The organism is Clostridium psychrophilum (assembly GCF_018861705.1).
GTDB classification, from domain to species: domain Bacteria; phylum Bacillota; class Clostridia; order Clostridiales; family Clostridiaceae; genus Clostridium_AD; species Clostridium_AD psychrophilum.
In genome coordinates, this window is sequence record NZ_JAHLEC010000002.1 from 25,290 (window position 1) to 45,353 (window position 20,064).

15 protein-coding genes and 1 tRNA gene are annotated in these 20,064 nt (G+C 31.5%); 11 read left to right on the forward strand and 5 right to left on the reverse strand.

Going from position 1 to position 20,064, the window contains the following annotated elements:
• Nucleotides 1-210 precede the first annotated feature (210 nt).
• Nucleotides 211-399 (forward strand): alpha/beta-type small acid-soluble spore protein, encoded by a 189-nt coding sequence (locus KPL38_RS01060; protein ID WP_216285718.1) that lies wholly within the window; start codon nt 211-213, stop codon nt 397-399.
• Nucleotides 400-505: 106 nt separating this feature from the next.
• Here the strand turns inward: KPL38_RS01060 and KPL38_RS01065 are convergent, their stop codons facing one another.
• A complete protein-coding gene (locus KPL38_RS01065) occupies nt 506-1,792 on the reverse strand; it encodes an Ig-like domain-containing protein (protein ID WP_216285725.1) in 1,287 nt (428 codons plus the stop codon).
• Nucleotides 1,793-2,188: 396 nt separating this feature from the next.
• Here KPL38_RS01065 and KPL38_RS01070 point away from each other — a divergent pair, with 396 nt between their 5' ends.
• Nucleotides 2,189-2,377 carry an alpha/beta-type small acid-soluble spore protein gene (locus KPL38_RS01070; protein WP_216285718.1) on the forward strand — a complete coding sequence of 63 codons (189 nt, stop codon included), beginning with the start codon at nt 2,189-2,191 and terminating at the stop codon, nt 2,375-2,377.
• Between the two features lie 80 nt (nt 2,378-2,457).
• Here the strand turns inward: KPL38_RS01070 and KPL38_RS01075 are convergent, their stop codons facing one another.
• A complete protein-coding gene (locus KPL38_RS01075; protein ID WP_216285727.1) occupies nt 2,458-3,369 on the reverse strand; it encodes a transposase in 912 nt (303 codons plus the stop codon).
• Nucleotides 3,370-3,726: 357 nt separating this feature from the next.
• Entirely contained in the window at nt 3,727-4,509 is a 783-nt protein-coding gene (locus KPL38_RS01080; RefSeq protein WP_216285729.1) for an urease accessory protein UreH domain-containing protein, read from the reverse strand.
• 301 nt (nt 4,510-4,810) lie between these two features.
• Here KPL38_RS01080 and KPL38_RS01085 point away from each other — a divergent pair, with 301 nt between their 5' ends.
• Complete coding sequence (locus KPL38_RS01085) at nt 4,811-5,764, forward strand: serine hydrolase (protein ID WP_216285731.1); 954 nt, start codon at nt 4,811-4,813, stop codon at nt 5,762-5,764.
• Between the two features lie 349 nt (nt 5,765-6,113).
• Here the strand turns inward: KPL38_RS01085 and KPL38_RS01090 are convergent, their stop codons facing one another.
• The gene (locus KPL38_RS01090; RefSeq protein ID WP_216285733.1) at nt 6,114-7,721 is read right to left on the reverse strand and encodes an IS1182 family transposase; all 1,608 of its coding nucleotides are present in this window, start codon (nt 7,719-7,721) and stop codon (nt 6,114-6,116) included.
• Nucleotides 7,722-8,145: 424 nt separating this feature from the next.
• Here KPL38_RS01090 and KPL38_RS01095 point away from each other — a divergent pair, with 424 nt between their 5' ends.
• From KPL38_RS01095 to KPL38_RS01130, 8 genes are all read left to right on the forward strand, one after another.
• Nucleotides 8,146-9,870 (forward strand): phospho-sugar mutase, encoded by a 1,725-nt coding sequence (locus tag KPL38_RS01095; RefSeq protein WP_216285735.1) that lies wholly within the window; start codon nt 8,146-8,148, stop codon nt 9,868-9,870.
• Nucleotides 9,871-10,129: 259 nt separating this feature from the next.
• Nucleotides 10,130-10,220: transfer RNA gene (locus KPL38_RS01100), tRNA-Leu, on the forward strand.
• 560 nt (nt 10,221-10,780) lie between these two features.
• Nucleotides 10,781-12,688 (forward strand): acyl-CoA dehydrogenase family protein, encoded by a 1,908-nt coding sequence (locus tag KPL38_RS01105; RefSeq protein ID WP_216285737.1) that lies wholly within the window; start codon nt 10,781-10,783, stop codon nt 12,686-12,688.
• A gap of 54 nt (nt 12,689-12,742) precedes the next feature.
• A complete protein-coding gene (locus KPL38_RS01110; RefSeq protein WP_216285745.1) occupies nt 12,743-13,942 on the forward strand; it encodes an FprA family A-type flavoprotein in 1,200 nt (399 codons plus the stop codon).
• Between the two features lie 431 nt (nt 13,943-14,373).
• Entirely contained in the window at nt 14,374-14,787 is a 414-nt protein-coding gene (locus KPL38_RS01115) for an RrF2 family transcriptional regulator (RefSeq protein WP_216285747.1), read from the forward strand.
• 271 nt (nt 14,788-15,058) lie between these two features.
• A complete protein-coding gene (locus tag KPL38_RS01120) occupies nt 15,059-15,775 on the forward strand; it encodes a CoA transferase subunit A (RefSeq protein WP_216285749.1) in 717 nt (238 codons plus the stop codon).
• Between the two features lie 19 nt (nt 15,776-15,794).
• A complete protein-coding gene (locus KPL38_RS01125) occupies nt 15,795-16,454 on the forward strand; it encodes a 3-oxoacid CoA-transferase subunit B (RefSeq protein ID WP_216285751.1) in 660 nt (219 codons plus the stop codon).
• Nucleotides 16,455-16,610: 156 nt separating this feature from the next.
• Nucleotides 16,611-17,096 (forward strand): acyl-CoA thioesterase, encoded by a 486-nt coding sequence (locus KPL38_RS01130; RefSeq protein WP_216285753.1) that lies wholly within the window; start codon nt 16,611-16,613, stop codon nt 17,094-17,096.
• Nucleotides 17,097-17,179: 83 nt separating this feature from the next.
• Here KPL38_RS01130 and KPL38_RS01135 read toward each other — a convergent pair whose 3' ends face one another.
• The gene (locus KPL38_RS01135; protein ID WP_216285755.1) at nt 17,180-19,903 is read right to left on the reverse strand and encodes a UPF0182 family protein; all 2,724 of its coding nucleotides are present in this window, start codon (nt 19,901-19,903) and stop codon (nt 17,180-17,182) included.
• Between the last annotated feature and the right edge of the window lie 161 nt (nt 19,904-20,064).

Here is a 20,064-nt window from a genome sequence, read left to right on the forward strand (position 1 = left end):
AATAGCTAAAATTTGGAAATAACATGTTGTAAATGAAAAAATAGTGATAGTAAGAGTCTTGTAGATGGTTTTCTGCAGGGCTTTTACTAATTCATACCATTTTTATTTAATTATATTAATAAGGCCACTAATTACTAGGAGTATTGTTTATAATAATGCACATCATAATATTAGAAATGAAAATCATTATCAAATAAGGAGGTGAATTATATGTCAAGAAATAGAGTATTGGTTCCTGAGGCTAAGGCTGGGTTAAATAAATTTAAAATGGAAGCTGCTAAAGAAGTAGGAGTAAATCTTACAGAAGGTTACAATGGAGATTTGACTTCAAGAGAGAATGGTTCAGTAGGCGGACAAATGGTAAAGAAAATGGTCGAGTCTTACGAAAAGAACTTGTAAAAATTAATATTAGTTAAAATACTCTCATTAAAGTAGTCAGTTATCTACTTTAGGGGAGTGTATTTGTGCATAGAAAAACTAAATATACAGCAGAAAAACATGAAATTTATTTATATTCATAAATTCTATTTGTTGCAACATATCCAATGATAAAATGATGTACATTGTTATCTAAAACCATTGTTATTCCTTCACTTTCACCTTTTTCATAAATGTATTGAGTATCAATTTTTATTCCGTTATAATCGAATGTCGTAATTTTATTGTTTGTGTATAGATAAATGTGATTACCATCAGATTCAAGACCTTGTGGCACTCCTTGATTGGGCTCAGTAAATGTTTTTACAACTTGCATGTTAGCTAGATTTATAATAGTAAATCTGGGATTTCCCAAATCGCTACCATCTAAAACAGTATGTAATATCAAATAATCATGAATATTATCGATTGCAAGTAAGGCTGATGTGCCCAAACTTTCATAGTTTAGGTTGTTTAATATTTTGCTGCTATTGTAATTAATAACATAAACGTGCGTCTTTGAATTACCTCCACCATTAGCCATATATATATTATTAGTTTTAACTCTATATCCAAGGTCAGCGGAATGACCTACTGCAATAGGATATGTGTGTGATATTTTCTTACCCGTCATACTATATTTAGATATTTCCCCTTTTCCGTCACCAATATCAAAACCACAATATAAATATTGATTAAAATATGTTATTGATTGAAAATTATTGGCATCATTTAGATAAAATAACAAATTCAGATTATGTATATTAACTATTGATTTAACAGTTATTTTACAAGCAATTCTTAATGATTTATCAACCGTCACTCCTGTAATGGTTGAAGTCCCTACCTTTAGAGATGTTACTTTACCCCAAACATCAACCTTTGCTATTGAATTATTTGAAGATGTCCATTTCACAGCTCTATTTGTTGCATTAGTTGGTGTAAATGTAGCCTTTATAATATCGGTTTTTCCTACTGTTAAAGTATCTGTAGTTTTAATTATAATTACCTTATTTACACGAATTACTGGTTTTGGTTTAACAGTTAATTTACAAGCAACCCTTAATGATTTATCAGCAGTTACTCCTGTAATGGTTGAAGTCCCTACCTTTAGAGATGTTACTTTACCCCAAATATCAACCTTTGCTATTGAACTATTTGAAGATGTCCATTTTACAGCTCTATTTGTTGCATTAGTTGGTGTAAATGTGGCCTTTATAATATCGGTTTGCCCTACTGTTAAAGTATCTGTAGTTTTATTTATGCGTACCTTACTTACATGAACTAAAGTACCTGCGAATACCTGTACATTTATGGATAATAATAAAAAAGTAAGAATAAAACATATAATATGATTAGATTGTCTTTTCCTCATTGAGGTTCCCCCTAATATAGTGTAATGATTATGTATAATTATACTATATTACCATAATATGTTTTAAAATACTATTAATCTTGAAAACACTAGAATACAAATATATTTTCGCTAGAAAAATATAAAAATAGTTGTTAATTGTTGTTTGTTGTTTGTTGTTAACCGTCCCCAATTAATTGATCAATTAATTGTGAGAAAAAGAATTTGAACTAGCTTAAATGAAAAAATAGTGATAATAATAATTTTGCAGGTAGTTTTCTGCAAGAATATTACTAACTTATCCCATTTATATTTAATTCTATTAATAAGGCCATTAATTACTAGGAGTATTGTTTATAATAATGCACATCATAATAGTAGGAATGAAAATCATTATCAAACAAGGAGGTGGATTATATGTCAAGAAATAGAGTATTGGTTCCTGAGGCTAAGGCTGGGTTAAATAAATTTAAAATGGAAGCTGCTAAAGAAGTAGGAGTAAATCTTACAGAAGGTTACAATGGAGATTTGACTTCAAGAGAGAATGGTTCAGTAGGCGGACAAATGGTAAAGAAAATGGTTGAGTCTTACGAAAAGAATTTGTAATAAAATAAAAAAGTAAAACATTATAACCTAGCTTAATTGCTAGGTTATTTTTCAATATATAATTTTTTGAAAATTTATTACTAAGAGTAACATTTAATAAAATCCCCAATAAGATTTTCATATTTTTCATCTTGCCCAATTAACTCTATACCAATAGTGCTAAGCTTTGATACTCTTGACTGTGTAATGTTACCAAGCGTGTTTGATATATCAACTGATTTAAAATTGCATAGACTTCTCATTAGAACAACGGCTAATGCTTTTGCATTAACGAGTTTTCTACTGTATTTCATATAAAGATGAATTCTTGAAATATTCATTTTTGTTGCTATAAAATCAATTATATCTTTTGGTTTAAAGTTTCTTACTAGTATTTTTCTTTCACAGTTATATTCTGCTTTTTCATCTTGAAATTCAATTTCTTGTTTTAACTTTTCTTCATTGCATCTAAAAACAAGGTTATAGTAATTTTCTCTCGCATTTTTAAGGGTATTGCCAAAGAAACTAATTATAAATCTGTAATCAACTAATTTTAGATAATCACGTTTCTTTCCTAAAAATATAGCCAAACTAGAAAAGGCATAGTTTTCAGGACAATTCTTATATCCCACTATATCAGTAGGATTGTTGTGCATATATAATGATAATGTCCTTAAATATCTATCATTAGTAACTACTATACTCTTAAAACGATCTCTAAAAAGATGACCTTCCCTTTTATGTCTTTTGTTATAATACATTGCGTAGGAAAAATTGATTCCATGCATTACTTTTGATATATCTGCTCCATTAGAATCAATTATTAAATGCAGATGGTTATCCATTAGACAATAACCGTACAGCTTAAAATTGTAGAGAACTTTATATTTCTTAATAAGAGATAAATACTTCCTTTTATCTTCTGCATCCTTAAATAGAATTACCTCAGTGATACTTTTGCACATAATATGATATATAGACTCATCACTTTTTATTCTGAATGTCCTTGCCATAATAAATCACCCTTCATCATAAGTATTTTCTAAATTATTGCCTATGAATCAAGATGATATTCACGCTTTTAATTGTATTGTCTTTGTTTCAATAATTGTTAACCGTCCCCGTTATTTAATCAGCCAACTAAAGGTTAACTGTCCCCGATTAATTGACAAATCAATTAACGAGGGTCAGCCTCTTGCCAATGTTTATTATTAATTAGTTGTTAACTGTCCCTGCTATTTATTTAATCAACTAGATGTTAACCGTCCCCTGATAATTGATAAATCATTGTGGAGAGCAGCAACTTGCACCAGTAACTGGAGCAACAGTACTTGGATTTTTTGTAGTATCTATAGTTTTAACATCGTCAACTACTTTAATTTTTTTTCTATATTTACAGAGGGAAGAACAATAGTATTATTACAGGAAGTTAGCTGTTCACCATTTATTTCCAACTTAACAGGCACATTCTTTTGTACATAAAGTACACTAGGAGTGTATCCATTAGTATTTGCAATCATATTTATTACTTGAACTCCGTTTTTAACAGTAGCTTTCGTAATATTTTTAGAAGAATTAGTTTGTTTAGATGTATTACTAGTGAAAGCGATAGGAGATATATTTATGCCGGAGAGAGCAAGACCACGATTACCCATAATAAGCCCAAGCACAGTGTAGGATATCACACGTCCAAGATTGTAAAGTATATCAGGTTTAAGAGACTCGAACTTGTTCTTACTTATTGAGGACATACTTTGAGATAACATTATGCCACCACACATACCTACGCAGTGCAGAGAAGTGAAAATGCCCACAATGAATAAAACTAAGTAGGAGGCATTAGTAAGCTTAGAATTCATATCAAAGCTATTTCCAATCCTGCTTAAAAGATAGATTGCAAGAATAATTATTAGCATACCAATTAGTCTAAAACTAGAAGAATTATCGGTATTATACCCAAGTTTAGAAATGGTTTTTTTTATTAGTTCAATAGTACACAAATCATCATCAAATTTTAAAAATATACTCTCATTTTTGTAATCAGCCAATACCATAATAACTCCAGGAACATTCATCAATGCTTTTTCTATTCTAGATTCACAGGAGCTGCAGGTCATGTTGTATACTTTAATTTTCTGCTTTTTATTACTCATGTTACACCTTCTCTTATAATTTATATTCTATAATATAAATTATAAGTATGCAGCATGAAGATTTTATGAAGAAGAAAGTAAATATTTGATTTATTAGTATATTTAGAATTGTAAGAAAATATAATGGTTGACGAATCATAGGACATAATGTATTATTATAGATAAATTTATAAAAAATTCGCACAATTATATTCTTATTTTAAATAACTTTAAAAAATTATTTTGTAATAATAATAAAAAACAACTGAAAACATCTGTAATTATTAGCTCTCGCAGATTATAAACAAGGGGGAACTGTTAGATGAAAAAGAGAAATATTGTCGTTGTGATAGCAATAATCGCATTTTTGGTAGTGATTAATATAAGCAAACACCAGGTAGTAGCTAGCGGAGGTGTTCCAACGGCCAACAATGTAATCACAAGTAATAAAATTATTAACAATATTGTACCTAAAAATATATCGGAAACTAAGGAAGCATTAAAGCGCAAGCAAGATAAAACAAATGAAAATATTAAAAACCAAGCCAAATTGGATACTTTAGAAAAGCGGATTAGAAAACTTGTAGGTACAAACAACATAAATAAATTTGGAATGGTTTATTATGATATAAAATCTAAAAAAACGATTACAATAAATGAGGACAAGCAGTTTGTTGCGGCAAGTACTGTGAAAATACCTATAAACATGCTTGTATATGATATGATTCAAGATAAAAAAATCAATATAAATGGAAAAATTAAATATGATAAAAATGATTTTGAAGAGGGTGCAGGAATACTTCAAAAAGAGGATTTACGTGAACCTATTGCCATAAAAAGATTAAGCGACCTTTCTATAATATATTCAGATAATATAGCTGTAAACATGCTACTAAGAAAAGTAGGCAGTGAAAACAGGTATAAATATATTGAAAAAATTGTAGGACATTCTATAGTGCATGATGGTAACAATATTACAGCAATGGATTCTTCTAAAATTTTAGAACGATTGTATTTAAATCCTGATAATAATAAATATTATGCTACAATGATCAAAACTATGAAAAAAACAATCTACCATGATAGGATAGACAAATATATACCAAGAGAAATTGTAGCTCATAAAATCGGAGATCTTGCACCTTACGTAGATGATACAGCAATTGTATGTAAAGATAATCCTTATATTCTTGTTGTGTTTACAAAGGGCATATCAAATGCTGACGAGCTCATTGGGCAAGTATCTAAGATGATATATGACGAACAAAAAAGATAAAGGTAAGGGACGGTTAACAATTAATTGATTAAAACATACATCAAAACAAAGGGACAGTTAAGAACAAATTAGCAATTAGTCAAAAACTACTTAACCGTCCCCAAACAAAGTCCCAACAGACCCCAAATAAAACCAAACAAAAATCGCCCAATAAAACAAGAAAGGGGCTGTCTCAAAATGGTTAAAAAATCATTTGAAGAGATAGCCTCTTTTCATTATTAATTTTAATAAAATCACTAAAAAGTTACTCTTTTAATGATTTTTTTTAGTACTCTTTTATTTTTTTACAACACAAAAAGAAGATCTTTAAATCCTCTAATTTAAAAATGTTATTTTACAATTTTGAATTTTAAGATGCTTTTATTTCATGCAACAAAATTTCACACCTATCTTCTTGGATTTTGTTATGAAATTTATTTATGTTATACCCAAAACACAAAAGAGTAAATTCTGTTTTTACATTGTTTTTACCTCTTGTTAAAAATCGTTTAAAACTGTGATCTTCTTTTAAAACTCCAAATGCACCCTCAACTTGAATCGACCTATTAGTTCTTAGCATAATGCCCTCTGGACTTGTCATATTTTTTAATGATTTTAATCTTTTTTTCACAAATTTCTTTGATACATAAAGCTTTTTATTTCCTTTAGCTTTTGTACATTTTGATTTGTATTGGCAGTCACCGCAATCTTCACATTCATAAATCGTTACATCTGACTCATATCCAGACTTTGACTTCTTTGTCTTTTTAGCAATAACCTTTAATATTTTATTATTATGGCAAGTATATTGGTCACTTATGTCATCATAATTCATGTTCTCTCGTTTACTTATATTATTTTTAAAGCTTCTTTTTTTCATACTTTCATACGTTTGAGGTTTTATAAACGTGTTTTGTTTGTTTTTTTCTAGGTACTCATAATTTTCTTCACTTTCATATCCAGCGTCAGCTACAATATTTTCAACTCTTTCTGATATGTTCTTGCTTAATTTTTCTAAAAATGGAATAAACGTTAATTGATCGGATCTTTCGCTAGAAATATCTACCCCAACAATATACTCGCCTTCTACCCCAATTTGCATGTTATATCCTGGCTTTAGTTGAGAATTTCTCATATGGTCTTCTTTCATATGCATGAAGGTTGCATCTTTATCAGTTTTCGAAAAGCTATTTCTTCCATCGAAAATTCTGCTATAATTATCATACTTATTTAATCTTTCTATAGCCTCTGAAATGGTTTCTATAAACTTTTGAAGTTTAGTTTTTCTTTTTCCTTTTCCATGAACAAATTTCATATGAGTAGATTCCTTATTTTCATTTAAAAATTCTAAAATATTATGAAGATAGATTACTTCAGCCTTCGGCTCTGGGATTATGTATTCTGTCTCAAACTCTAAATTTATTTCTTCGACAATCTTCTTTATTTTTTCATGAAGCTTCGCTTTAAATTTTTCTGTAGACTTTTTCCACACGAAAGTGTACTTATTAGCATTTGCTTCTATTTTTGTTCCATCAATAAATATATTTTTAAATTCTACTTCACCATAGGTTTTTAGCTTCTTAACAAATTGATTGAATAAACCATCTACACAGTCAACAAGTCTATCACTTCTAAAGCGTGCTATTGTACTATGATCAGGGACCTTCCGGCCTTGTAATAGCCACATGAAATTGATATCTCTTTTACAAGCTCTTTCTATTTTTCTACTTGAATAAATGTCATTCATATAAGCATAAACTAATATTTTAAAAAGAATCTTCGGTTCAACTACTGGATTTCTTCCTTGAGAAGAGTATGCTTTATTTAGGTTTGTGTAATTTAATTCCTCCATTATTTGGCTAAGTAGTCTTACTGAATCATCTTCAGGTATCAAAATTCCTGTTTCCATAGGAAATACTAATTGATAAACCTCGCAATTATTGGTATAATTCCTTTGTGTAATTTTTTTATTAATCATGCTTAAATTATACACCTAAGTGGATTCCTCGGAATCCACTTTTGTATTTTCAAGATAACAAAAAAACCATCTCAAGATAGAAATCACTTTCTATTTTGAGACAGCCCCTTTTTAGGAAGAATTGCGTCAATATCATTATTAATAAGTTCTCAAAGGGGTCTATTAATGACTTCAGAAGGACACATAATCATGATTAGCAACCATTTACTAGGAATAATCACAAATACAATTTTAACCAGGAGGAATTTCCTTCTGAAGTATCATTAATATATCTTACTATATTATATGTTGAAAGTGAAAAATTGTTACAAGTATTAGCTTAAGATGTAAAAATTATCCTAAAGTTACTATAAAGCATATAAAACATGGAAGAAGTAATGTATAATGTTATTGATAGTAATTATTTAGGAAGGTGTGATTAAAGATGACTTATATAAAAAAATATGAAGAATGGTTGAATAACGAATTCTTTGATAAAGAGACCCGAGAAGAATTAAAGTCAATAGGAAAAGATACAAAAGAAATTGAAGATAGATTTTATAAGGATTTAGAGTTTGGAACTGCAGGGTTAAGAGGTAAATTAGGTGCAGGACTTAACAGAATGAACATATACATAATCTCAAGAGCAACTCAAGGTCTTGCAGATTATATTAAAGGTTATGGCAAAGAATATATGGATAGAGGAGTTGCAATAGCTTATGATTGCAGACATTACTCCGCAGAGTTCGCAGCTAGAGCAGCACAAGTATTAGCTGCAAACGGAATTAAGGCTTATTTATTTGAAGGCTTAAGACCTACTCCAGAGCTATCTTATGCGGTAAGAACGCTACATACTGCATCGGGAATAGTTGTAACTGCTAGTCATAATCCTCGTGAATATAATGGATACAAAGTATATTGGGAAGATGGTGCTCAAATATTATCATCTATTGCAGAGGGAATAACAAAGAAGATTCAAAGCATAACTGATTTTAGTACTATAAAAGTTATGGACATGGGTGAAGCAAGAGAAAAAGGATTAATAGTAATAATTGGAAAAGCTATGGATGATGAATATACCGAAAAGGTAAAAGGCCTAGCTATAAGAGAAGATATAGATAAGGATATAAAAATTGTTTATACGCCATTAAATGGGACAGGCAATGTACCTGTTAGAAGAGTATTAAAGGAGAGAGGTTTTAAAAATATAATAGTAGTTCCAGAACAAGAAAACCCAGATCCAGATTTTACAACCGTTGGATATCCAAATCCAGAGGATACAAAAGCATTTAAGTATGCACAGAATCTTGGCAAGAAAGAGGACGCAGAGTTATTAATAGCAACTGATCCAGATTGTGATAGACTTGCTATAATGGTTAGAGACAAGTTAGGTGAATACGTTGCCTTTAATGGTAATCAAACAGGAGCAATACTCATAAAATATGTTATTGAAGGATTAAAAGAAAAGGGAACACTTCCTACTAATGCAGCAATAGTAAAATCGTTAGTAACAGGTGATTTAGGTAGGGCAATAGCTAATAAGTATGGTGTAAAAACTTTCGAAGTACTAACAGGATTTAAAAATATTTGTGAAAAGATTAATGATTTTAAAAGAGATAATAGTTATGAATTTATTTTCGGATATGAGGAAAGCATTGGTTATGTTGCTGGAACTTTCGTTCGTGATAAGGATGCAGTAATAGCTTCTATGCTTTTATGTGAAGCAGCGGCTTACTATAAATCAAAAGGAAAAACTCTTATAAATATAATGGATGAAATATATGAGGAGTTTGGATATTATAGAGAAGATCTAGTATCTTTAGTTCTAGAAGGAATAGAAGGACAAGAAAGAATTTCTAGAATGATGAAAGAATACAGAAAAGATAATTTGAAAACAATAGGAAGTTCAAAGCTTGTTAAATTTATAGATTACGAGAAAGAGACATCTTATGACGTAATTAATAAAACAGAAGAACCTAGTGGAATAGAAAAATCTAATGTACTTAAATTCTATTTTGACGATGAGAGTTGGTACGCTGTAAGACCTTCAGGTACTGAACCAAAAATTAAGATATACATGTATTCAAAAGGAAAAACATTAAAGGCAGCAAGAGAAAAACTAGTAGAAATGAAGGATGTAATTATAACGAAACTTCAAACCACAAAATAGAAATGTAAGACCAAAGTGTTAATATGTTCTAAGTATCAGGAAATTCTAGCTAAATTGCTAGAACTTCCTGATTTTCAATAAAACTATATCAATATTGTTATCAATATGTATATTAAATATGAAAAAAACCATTATTTACAAAATAATGTTACATTTATATGATATAATTAGATAGTTATCATTAAATAGGTACATTGGTATTTTATAGAGATAAAAGAGAGTATATTATATATGTACTTTTATAGAATAACAATAATATGTCAGCGTGGCGGAATTGGCAGACGCAAGAGGCTCAGAACTTCTCGATATGCAATACGATCATGGGAGTTCGAATCTCCTCACTGACACCATACATTAAAATAAAACACTAAGTTATACAGATAGGGCTACGCTCCTTTAAATTATATTAAAAGGGGTGTAGTCCTTTATGTTGAATGATATGAGGAATAAAAATGCAAACTTAACGATTTGGTTTTAAATTAATAATTTGACATTACATATGGAGAAGCTTAGAAACTTTTTAAAAAAGAGTCCAAGTTAAGCTTGAAATGTACACCCAATAGGTATACAATAAACGTATACGGTTTAGGTATACATTTAAAAATAAGATTTCCAAGTATGGTTGATAAAGTAAAACATATTGGATAAATATATTCCAAAGGTAAAAAAGAATTGGATGAGTAACCTGAGTTTTACTTGGGGCAGTTCAACAACATTTTGGAAGCTTCAAGTCTGACATCTTCTATAAGTGGCAGTTGTTTAGCATAGGAAAATTGCTTTGGTGGCAGTCTAAATCTGCTTCCAAAGTTGTTAATATTGCAGCTCCGCAGGAGATGATTCAATGGTGTGGTTTTTCGAATTTCACTTAGCGACATTTACGAAACCGTATTAATTTAAAGGAGGTATATGTATGTTTTTTAAGATGAGTCAGCAACATGAAAATTTGAGGTCAAAAATTAGAGAGTTTGCGCAGGAGGAAGTTAAACCTATCGCATTTATGTTAGATCAAGAAAGTAAATTTCCTACGGAAGTAATTAATAAATTAGCTGATATGGGGATGATGGGAATCCCATATCCCAAAGAGTACGGCGGAGCAGGACTAGACGTATTAAGTTATGCAATTGCTGTTGAGGAATTATCAAGAGTGGACGGTGGTACAGGCGTAATTCTTTCTGCTCATACATCACTAGGTACATACCCAATTGCAACTTTCGCAACAGAGGAGCAGAAACAAAAATTTTTGGTGCCACTAGCAAAGGGAGAGAAACTTGGCGCATTCGGTCTTACCGAGGAAAATGCTGGTAGTGATGCTGGCGGTACAGAGGCCACTGCAGTACTTGAAGGCGATTCTTACATTTTGAATGGTGAAAAAATATTTATCACAAATGCAGGTGAAGCTGATATTTACGTTGTATTTGCAGTCACTACTCCTGATATAGGTATTCATGGCATAAGTGCATTTATTGTGGAGAAAGGTACACAAGGATTTAGTTTCGGTGAGCATTACGACAAGATGGGTATTAGATCATCAGCTACTGCAGCGCTAATATTTAACAACGTGAAAATTCCTAAGGAAAATCTATTAGGTGTTGAGGGTGGTGGTTTCAAGATTGCTATGGCAACTTTGGATGGCGGTCGTATTGGGGTTGCAGCTCAGGCTTTGGGCATTGCACAAGGTGCTTATGAGAATGCTCTGGAATACTCGAAAGAAAGGATTCAATTTGGAAAACCTATTTGTCAGCAGCAGATTATTGCTTTTAAGTTAGCTGATATGGCGACAAAACTTCGCGCAGCTAGATTACTTATTTACAGTGCGGCAGAACTTAAACAAAATCATGAGAATTACGGCATGGAATCTGCTATGGCGAAACAATATGCATCTGACGTTTGCCTTGAGATTGTAAATGATGCACTTCAAATATTTGGTGGAAGTGGTTACCTAAAAGGTATGGAAGTTGAAAGGTCTTACAGGGATGCTAAGATTTGTACAATATATGAAGGAACTAATGAAATCCAACGTGTGGTTATTGCCGCTCACATCATAGGCAGAATGCCGAAAAACGAGAACACAGGCAAAGATACTAAACGTGGACCTGCAACAGGTTATCGTAAGAAAGTAATCTTTAGCGATGGAACTGCGAGTGAAAAAGTAAATGCACTTGTGGATGCCCTTAAGGCAGATAAATACGATTTTACAGTTGGGATTCCAATGGACACTCCTATTACTAAGGCTGAAAGAGTTGTCAGCGTAGGATTAGGCATAGGGGAAAAGAAAAACATGAAACTTATAGAAGATTTGGCAGTTCAAGTAGGAGCAGCTATAGGGTCTTCGCGTCCAGTAGCTGAAACACTTAAATATTTACCGCTTAATCGTTATGTTGGTATGTCTGGCCAAAAATTCAAGGGAAATCTTTATATTGCATGTGGTATTTCGGGCGCAGGTCAGCATTTGAAAGGTATAAAGGATGCTAGTACTATTGTTGCTATAAATATCGATCCTAATGCGAAAATTTTTAAGAACTCAGATTACGGTATAGTTGGAGATATAATGGAAATAGTGCCAATGCTTACGGCTGCTTTAGATAATGGAGAAGCTAAGAAAGATGCTCCACCAATGGTGAAGATGAAGTCGAAAGCTCCGAGTAAAATTGTTCCAACTTGGAAACATTATGTATGTAATGGATGCGGTTATGAATACGATCCTGGCATGGGTGATGCAGAAGGTGAAGTAGCTCCAGGTACTCTATTTGAAAATATACCACAGGAGTGGACATGCCCAGATTGTGGTGAAGAAAAAGATATGTTTATAGAAGTATAATTACTATAATAATTAAATATAATAATGTGATTTTAGTGTAAAGGAGGATTATATATGTATTGTGTTAGGAAAATAACTGAGGATCTTTATTGGGTTGGTGGAAGTGATCGTCGACTTGCTCTATTTGAAAACATTCATCCTATTCCAAGAGGGGTTTCATATAACTCTTATTTGTTAATGGATGAGAAGACAGTACTTTTTGATACAGTGGATTGGTCAATTTGCCGTCAGTTTATCGAGAATATTAAATCGGTTTTAAAAGGTAAAACTTTAGATTATTTGGTTATTAACCACATGGAGCCAGATCATGCAGCGTGCATCGAAGAGATTATTCTTCGATATCCGGATGTAAAGATTATATGCACAAAAAAAGCTTCTATGTTAATGCACCAGTTCGAATTCAATGTTGAAGGTGAGGTAATAGAAGTAAAAGAGGGCGATAATATGTCGTTTGGAAAACATAATCTTACATTTGTGGCTGCTCCAATGGTACATTGGCCAGAAGCTATGGTTACATTTGATACTACAAATGGAGTACTATTTTCCGCTGATGCTTTTGGTTCTTTTGGTTCTTTGGATGGTCAGCTTTTTAATGATGAGGTTAACTTTGATCGTGATTGGATTGATGAAGCCAGAAGGTATTATACAAACATTGTAGGTAAGTATGGCCCTCATGTTCAAAATCTTTTAAAGAAGGCTGGAACTCTCGATATTAAGATTATCTGCCCACTACATGGTCCAGTATGGCATAGTGATTTGGGATACTTGCTTGATAAGTACGACAAGTGGAGTAGATACGAACCTGAGGAAAAAGGTGTAATGATTGTTTATGGAACAATGTACGGAAATACGGAGGCCGCTGCAAACGACTTGGCAACAAGGCTTGTGGAAAAGGGAATGAAGAATGTTGTTATGTATGACGTTTCTAAAACTCATGTCTCATATTTGATTTCTGAGACATTTAAATATAGTAATGTTGTTCTTGCATCTGTAACATATAACTTGAAGATTTATCCACCGATGCTTAATTATATAAATGATATGAAGGCATTAAATCTTCAAAAACGAACGTTTACTCTTATAGAAAATGGTTCATGGGCTCCTCAATCCGGCAAATTAATGCGTGAGCTTTTGGGTGAGATGAAAGAAATGACTATTTTAGACAATGAGATATCCTTGAACTCCAGTATGAAAGAAGACGATGTTGATTTAATGGATGACATTGCTGAAAGCATTATCGGTTCAATGAAGTAATTTTAGAAAAACACAAATTTGAGACCTGCTCATGGATAAAATTTGCGAGCAGGTCATTTTTAATACACATACTAATGTTTTTATATATTTCATTTATATATTGAAAATGGTTACAGAAAATTTGAATGTAAAAATTTTAAAACATTATTGACAAAATAGGGTGAAAGTCTTAGACTGAAACTATATCAAATGAGTATACTTTAATGACATTTCAGAAGGCAAGTCTCACTCTTATACAAGTGGGAGTTAACTACCTTAGCAGAAATAAAATTTCAGTGGGAATATAAATCTCCTTCTGAAGTCGTAGCAGCTCCATAGAGGAGATGATTCATCTTCTTCGAAGCTGTTGTAGCGACCCAGGAGATGATTTAACAGCTTAGTAGAAGAGAATCTAACAACTTCGCAGAAGATAATTTAAGGAGAAATATAACATGAAAATAACACAAGAAGCAGACTACGGACTTAGAGTAGTACTTTACTTATGTAAATTAGGCTACGGTGAAAAGGTAGAATCAAAAGTGATTTCAGAAGAAGAGGGTATACCACAAAGATTTCTTTTAAAACTATTAAGAAAGCTTATACAAGCAGATATTATAAGATCTTATAGGGGAGTAAGCGGAGGATATGCTATAAATAAATTGCCAAATCAAATAACGTTAAAAGATGTTATAGAAGCAATAGACGGACCAGTATGTGTTAATAGATGTGTAATTGATCCAAGCTTTTGCAATAGGAATAAAATTGGTGTATGCATTGTGCATAAGGCTATGACAAAAATACAAAAGAATTTGAATGCAGAATTAGAAAGTATGAATTTTGAAAAATTAGTAAACGGAGAAGTTTAGATATGTTATAAAGATTAGTTATGCATATCTAATCTTAGCCATTAAACTATACCAAAAAGGTATACTAAAAAAATAACATTTTGTATGTTAAAAAATTTAATTTTATAAAATTAACGACATTTCAGAAGTAGCCGCAGCTCTATAGAGGAGATGATTCATCTTCTTCGAAGCTGTTGCAGCACCGCAGGTGATGATTACAGCACCATAGGTGATGATTAATCGAGAAGTTATAAGTTTATATAACAATCTATTAGTGAAAGGGGATAATTTCATGAATAAAGTTATGGATTTGGACGAAGTAATGGAAAAGGTTCATGATGGAGCGACAATTATGTTTGGTGGGTTTCTAGGGGTTGGAGCACCAATTAAAACAATTGATAAACTGGTAGAGAAAGGTGTTAAGGATTTAACTATAATATCAGTAGTTAATTCTTATCCTGGTCAAGATTTTGATATTGCACGATTGTACAAAAATAAGCAAGTTAAAAAATTAATTACCGCTCATTCGGGTACATGTAAGCTTGCGCTAGAACAATTTAAAAATGGTGATATTGAAATTGAATACTTCCCAATGGGTAGTCTTGTTGAGAAAATTAGGGCAGCAGGTTCTGGCTTAGGGGGAGTCCTTACTCCTACAGGCATAGGAACATTAGTTGAAAAAGGTAAACAAAAAATTCTAGTAGATAGCAAAATGTATTTAATTGAATTGCCACTCAAAGCTGATTTCGCATTTATCAAAGGTTACAAAGGCGATAGGTTAGGGAATATACAATATCGTGGGTTAGCAATTAATACCAACCCGATCATGGCTATGGGTGCCCAGTATACAGTAGCTGAGGTTAATGAGATAGTTGAGGTGGGAGGAATTGAACCTGAATCTGTAGGTACACCTAGTGTATTTGTTAATGCAGTTGTTAAAGGATATACATTTGATGAACATAAAAAAGTATATACAGATTTGTGGGTTAATTCTAATCAATTGAAATAATCAAAGGAGGTAATTAAGTATGGATGCAAGAGAAATAATTGCTCGCAGGGCAGCGAAAGAATTAAGTAATGATCAAGTGGTTAATTTAGGGTTTGGAATGCCTACAGCAGTTGCAAATTATTTAGATGATGGTGTGGAAGTAATGTTGCAATCTGAGAATGGTTGTTTAATGTTTGGACCTACACCAAAACTAGGAAATGAAGATCCTGATGTTGCAAACTCTGGTGGACAACCGATTAGCTTATTACCAGGATCCGCAGTTTTTGATTTGGCTACATCATTTTCTATTATTCGTGGAGGTCATGTTGATGCCACAGTGCTTGGAGCACTTGAGGTAGATCAAGAAGGCAGTATTGCCAATTGGGCTATGCCACTTGCACCAGGAAAATTTGCACCAGGTATGGGTGGGGCAATGGATTTAGTAAATGGAGCTCGCAAAGTTATTGCTACATTAAAGCATTCTAGCAAGAGTGGATCTAAGATATTAAAAAAATGTATTCTTCCAATTACAGGCAAGGGAGTAGTTGATGTTATTATTACAGAAAAAGCAGTATTCGACGTAACACCTACTGGGCTGGTACTTATTGAAATGTTTGAAGGCCTAACTGTTGATGACATTCGTAGCATTACGGAGGCTGATTTTACAGTTTCTAATAAGGTAGACATATATAGGCTGTAGAGGTATGCTTTCAAATCTGTTATTCTTATAACGTCTAAGAATTATGAAATATTGGCAAAACAAAATTTAAAAAAATAATTACTAAAGATTATATGTCATTGTGAGACTAAAATATAAAAATGGTATTTCAATGATTATAAAAAAGGAGATAATAATATGGATGAACTTATATCAGAATCAAGATTAGTTATTAGTCAAGTAATGTTACCTAATCAAGCTAATGTTGCAGGAAACGTACATGGTGGAGAAATTATGAAGTTAATGGATTTAGCAGCATATGCAGTAGGTAGAAGATTTGCTCATACAAATGTTGTTACAGCTCGAGTTGATGAGCTAGAATTTCATTTACCTATATTTATTGGTGATTTAGTTATTTGTACTGCGCAGGTTGCTTATGCAGGCAAATCATCTATGGAAATAGTTGTAACTGTTGAAGTAGAAGATTTAGAGTGCTCTGATCGAAAAAAAGCATTATCTTCATTTTTTACAATGGTAGCTCTAGATAAAAAAGGGAAAACTAGTTTAGTACCGAAACTTATTTTAAATAGCCCTGAAGAAATAGCAGCATTTGATGAGGGTAAAAAAAGGTATGAACTGTATAAAGAAAAAAGAAAGCAAAGAGCAGATAATATGACGGACTAGTAAGTTAACCACTAATTTGTTCGATTTTAAGAATATAGAGTAAAATAAAAAACAGATGCAATTTTGCATCTGTTTTTTATTTTTTATTTTAATTGGTTTAGTATAGTTCCAAGTTGCTTAATATAATCTCCATATTTTGCCCAATCTAAATTTTTCTGAGCATCAAGTGCTTTTGTATATAAAGCATTTGCCTGCGTAATTAGTTTGGTTTTAGCTGGAGTTAATGCAGCAGTACCCTTTGTACTTGGAGTACCTGTTGTACCTGATGTTACAGTATTTGGTGCTTGATAATTGAATATTTGTTTTAATCCACTTTCAATATTATCAACCATCAATAGCTTATTGTCGTATGAAATTATTATCTTTTTCATTTCAGGAATACTATTTGCTCCACTTGCTCTTAAATAAAGAGGCTCAATATAAAGCAGCGAATTCTTTATTGGTAAAATTACAGTGTCTCCATATTGTACTTGAGATCCACCTGTATTCCATAAAGAAAGTTGTGCTGAAATTGTAGTGTCCTGACTTATTCTTTGTTTAAAGAGGTATGGACTGTAAACCGTTGTTTCAGCAGGAAATTTATTTAAAAACAGCTTGCCGTAGTTTCCTGGGTCCATTCTAGCACCTAAAATCGCGGTCATGTTATATTTACCTTTTACATTGAAATATTGTTGTAGTACCATTTCTTCACTGTTTGTGCCTGGTAATTTTTCTACGATATATGGTGGAATAGTTGTTTTTACTTCGCCACCTACAGCGTTTGCATTTTTGGAAACATCCCAAATATCTTCTCCATTATAAAATACTCCAGGATCAGTTACATGGTATTTGCCCAGGGTTGCGGCTTGAATATTAAATATATCTGATGGATACCTAAAATGTGCTTTTAAGTCAGCAGGAACCGCTGATAAATTCTTGAAAAGCTTAGGGAAAATTTTCGCATAGCTTTTAACTATTGGATCAGTTGGGTCTACCATATAAAAGTTTGCTGTACCATCATAAGCATCAATTACAACCTTAACGGAATTTCTAATATAGTTTACTCCATTTTGAGGTTGAGAGTATGGATATTTAGATGATGAAGTGTAAGCATCAAGTATATAGTATAATTTTCCTCCGCTTATAACAGTGTACGGATCTTTATCATAAGTTAAAAATGGAGCTATAGCTTTTGCCCTTTCAACTATATTTCTATTAATTAGGATTTTGCTTGTCTTCTTAATATCTCTAGATAGAAGGAAATTTACATCTCCATTATTTATTGCAAACAAAAGTTTATTTCCTAAATTCATTTTGATACCGGCTTTTCCAGAATAATTTGTTATTTTGTTTACTCCACCATTAGGATAATCAAATTCGCTTACGTTAGTATTTACTAATGCAAACTGATTTGTTTGTTCACCAAAATAAATTCTTGGATTAGCTAATTTAATGTTTGTATTGTTGGCAAGTGGCATATCTTTAATTACAAAATCAGGCTGACCTTCAGATGTAACAGCATTTACCTTGCTCATTACAACGCCATAACCGTGGGTATAAATCATGTGAGTATTCTGCCAAGTGGCTGGAGATAATGATTTTGAGTCTATTTCTCTTGCTGCAAGAAATACTTGGCTATATTTATTGTTTATCATATATCTGTCTACATCTATATCACTAAAATTATAGTAATATCTAATTATTTGAACTTGATTATAAAATTCACGTGCTTGAGTTGATGAATTTATTCTAACGTTATCAATAGTTTTTTGATTACTTGAAATATCCGATTGTTTTAAATCGTTTTTTACATTAAAAGCTGTTGAAGTTATATTTTCTATATTAAACGCTTTCCTTGTAAAATTGATATTATTTTGAATATAAGGTTTTTCAAGTTCTTTTTGATTAGGTTTTACAACAGTGCTTTGAACTACGGTTGTAGATATTACTCCTATAAAGCTTAGTACAACTATACTTGCAATTGAAATCATTATAGGTTTTATCTTCGATTTTATTACGCTCAAAAATATTACTACTGCAGCAATAATACATACAACAATTAATATTTTATAAAATAGAAGCGTTACATGAATATCTGCATAGCTTGCTCCATATGCAACTCCATTAGGGCTATACACTAAATTAAATGAATTTATTAAAAATCCAAGTGAAAGAAAAAGTGCTATAAGTGATGATAGTATTGCAACTTGTCTTCCTCCAAATACAATAAGTTCCTTCCCAAGTTTTTTTAGGTCGTTAAAGGGATTTGAAACTCGTGATGCATTAAAACTATCTTTTGCTTTTAATGCAAAGAAAACTAACACTTTAATAATAATTAAGAATACTAATAGGGTCATTACAAATCCATATAAGGATTCCATTAAAGGAAGTTTAAAAACATAAAAAGATACATCAATATTGAAAATAGGGTCTTTTACCTTGAAACTAACTGCATTTATTGATTGTAAAAGCATATACCAATATTTAGATGCAAAAGAGAAAGAAAATAAAAATGATACAATTAAATTACCAGCTATAAAAATTTTATTCTCCATAGCTCTTTTCTCAGTATTTACTTCGACTACTTTTTTTAAGTGTACAATACTCTTTTTTATGCTCTTATAGTAAAACCATATACCAACATAACTGAGAATAAAAACTGGTATTATTAGTTTACACATAGTAAGTATCCTTGTTAAGTATACTGAAAGGTAACCCATTGAATTAAACCATTCAATATTAATAACAAAACCAACTATGTTACGTAGAAATAATAAGCATAGAATAAGAACTATAATTACAGAAGATATAACGATCTTTTTTTTCATAAAACACCTCTTATTTATTTTTGTGATCTACAAGTGCTTTGTATTTTGATTCACTAGCATATTAATACTACAATGCATTGTAACTTCATACACTATACTACCATAATATGTTACGCTTTAGTATGTTTTTTAACCCCCGTTATCATTAATTTGTATTAAGT

Coding starts and splice junctions, on each gene's coding strand:
- KPL38_RS01075 (WP_216285727.1), bottom strand. CDS start 3,369: ATGGCAAGGACATTCAGAATAAAAAGTGATGAGTCTATATATCATATT.
- KPL38_RS01135 (WP_216285755.1), bottom strand. CDS start 19,903: ATGAAAAAAAAGATCGTTATATCTTCTGTAATTATAGTTCTTATTCTA.
- KPL38_RS01130 (WP_216285753.1), top strand. CDS start 16,611: ATGGATGAACTTATATCAGAATCAAGATTAGTTATTAGTCAAGTAATG.
- KPL38_RS01125 (WP_216285751.1), top strand. CDS start 15,795: ATGGATGCAAGAGAAATAATTGCTCGCAGGGCAGCGAAAGAATTAAGT.
- KPL38_RS01120 (WP_216285749.1), top strand. CDS start 15,059: ATGAATAAAGTTATGGATTTGGACGAAGTAATGGAAAAGGTTCATGAT.
- KPL38_RS01085 (WP_216285731.1), top strand. CDS start 4,811: ATGAAAAAGAGAAATATTGTCGTTGTGATAGCAATAATCGCATTTTTG.
- KPL38_RS01070 (WP_216285718.1), top strand. CDS start 2,189: ATGTCAAGAAATAGAGTATTGGTTCCTGAGGCTAAGGCTGGGTTAAAT.
- KPL38_RS01110 (WP_216285745.1), top strand. CDS start 12,743: ATGTATTGTGTTAGGAAAATAACTGAGGATCTTTATTGGGTTGGTGGA.
- KPL38_RS01090 (WP_216285733.1), bottom strand. CDS start 7,721: ATGATTAATAAAAAAATTACACAAAGGAATTATACCAATAATTGCGAG.
- KPL38_RS01080 (WP_216285729.1), bottom strand. CDS start 4,509: ATGAGTAATAAAAAGCAGAAAATTAAAGTATACAACATGACCTGCAGC.
- KPL38_RS01115 (WP_216285747.1), top strand. CDS start 14,374: ATGAAAATAACACAAGAAGCAGACTACGGACTTAGAGTAGTACTTTAC.
- KPL38_RS01060 (WP_216285718.1), top strand. CDS start 211: ATGTCAAGAAATAGAGTATTGGTTCCTGAGGCTAAGGCTGGGTTAAAT.
- KPL38_RS01095 (WP_216285735.1), top strand. CDS start 8,146: ATGACTTATATAAAAAAATATGAAGAATGGTTGAATAACGAATTCTTT.
- KPL38_RS01065 (WP_216285725.1), bottom strand. CDS start 1,792: ATGAGGAAAAGACAATCTAATCATATTATATGTTTTATTCTTACTTTT.
- KPL38_RS01105 (WP_216285737.1), top strand. CDS start 10,781: ATGTTTTTTAAGATGAGTCAGCAACATGAAAATTTGAGGTCAAAAATT.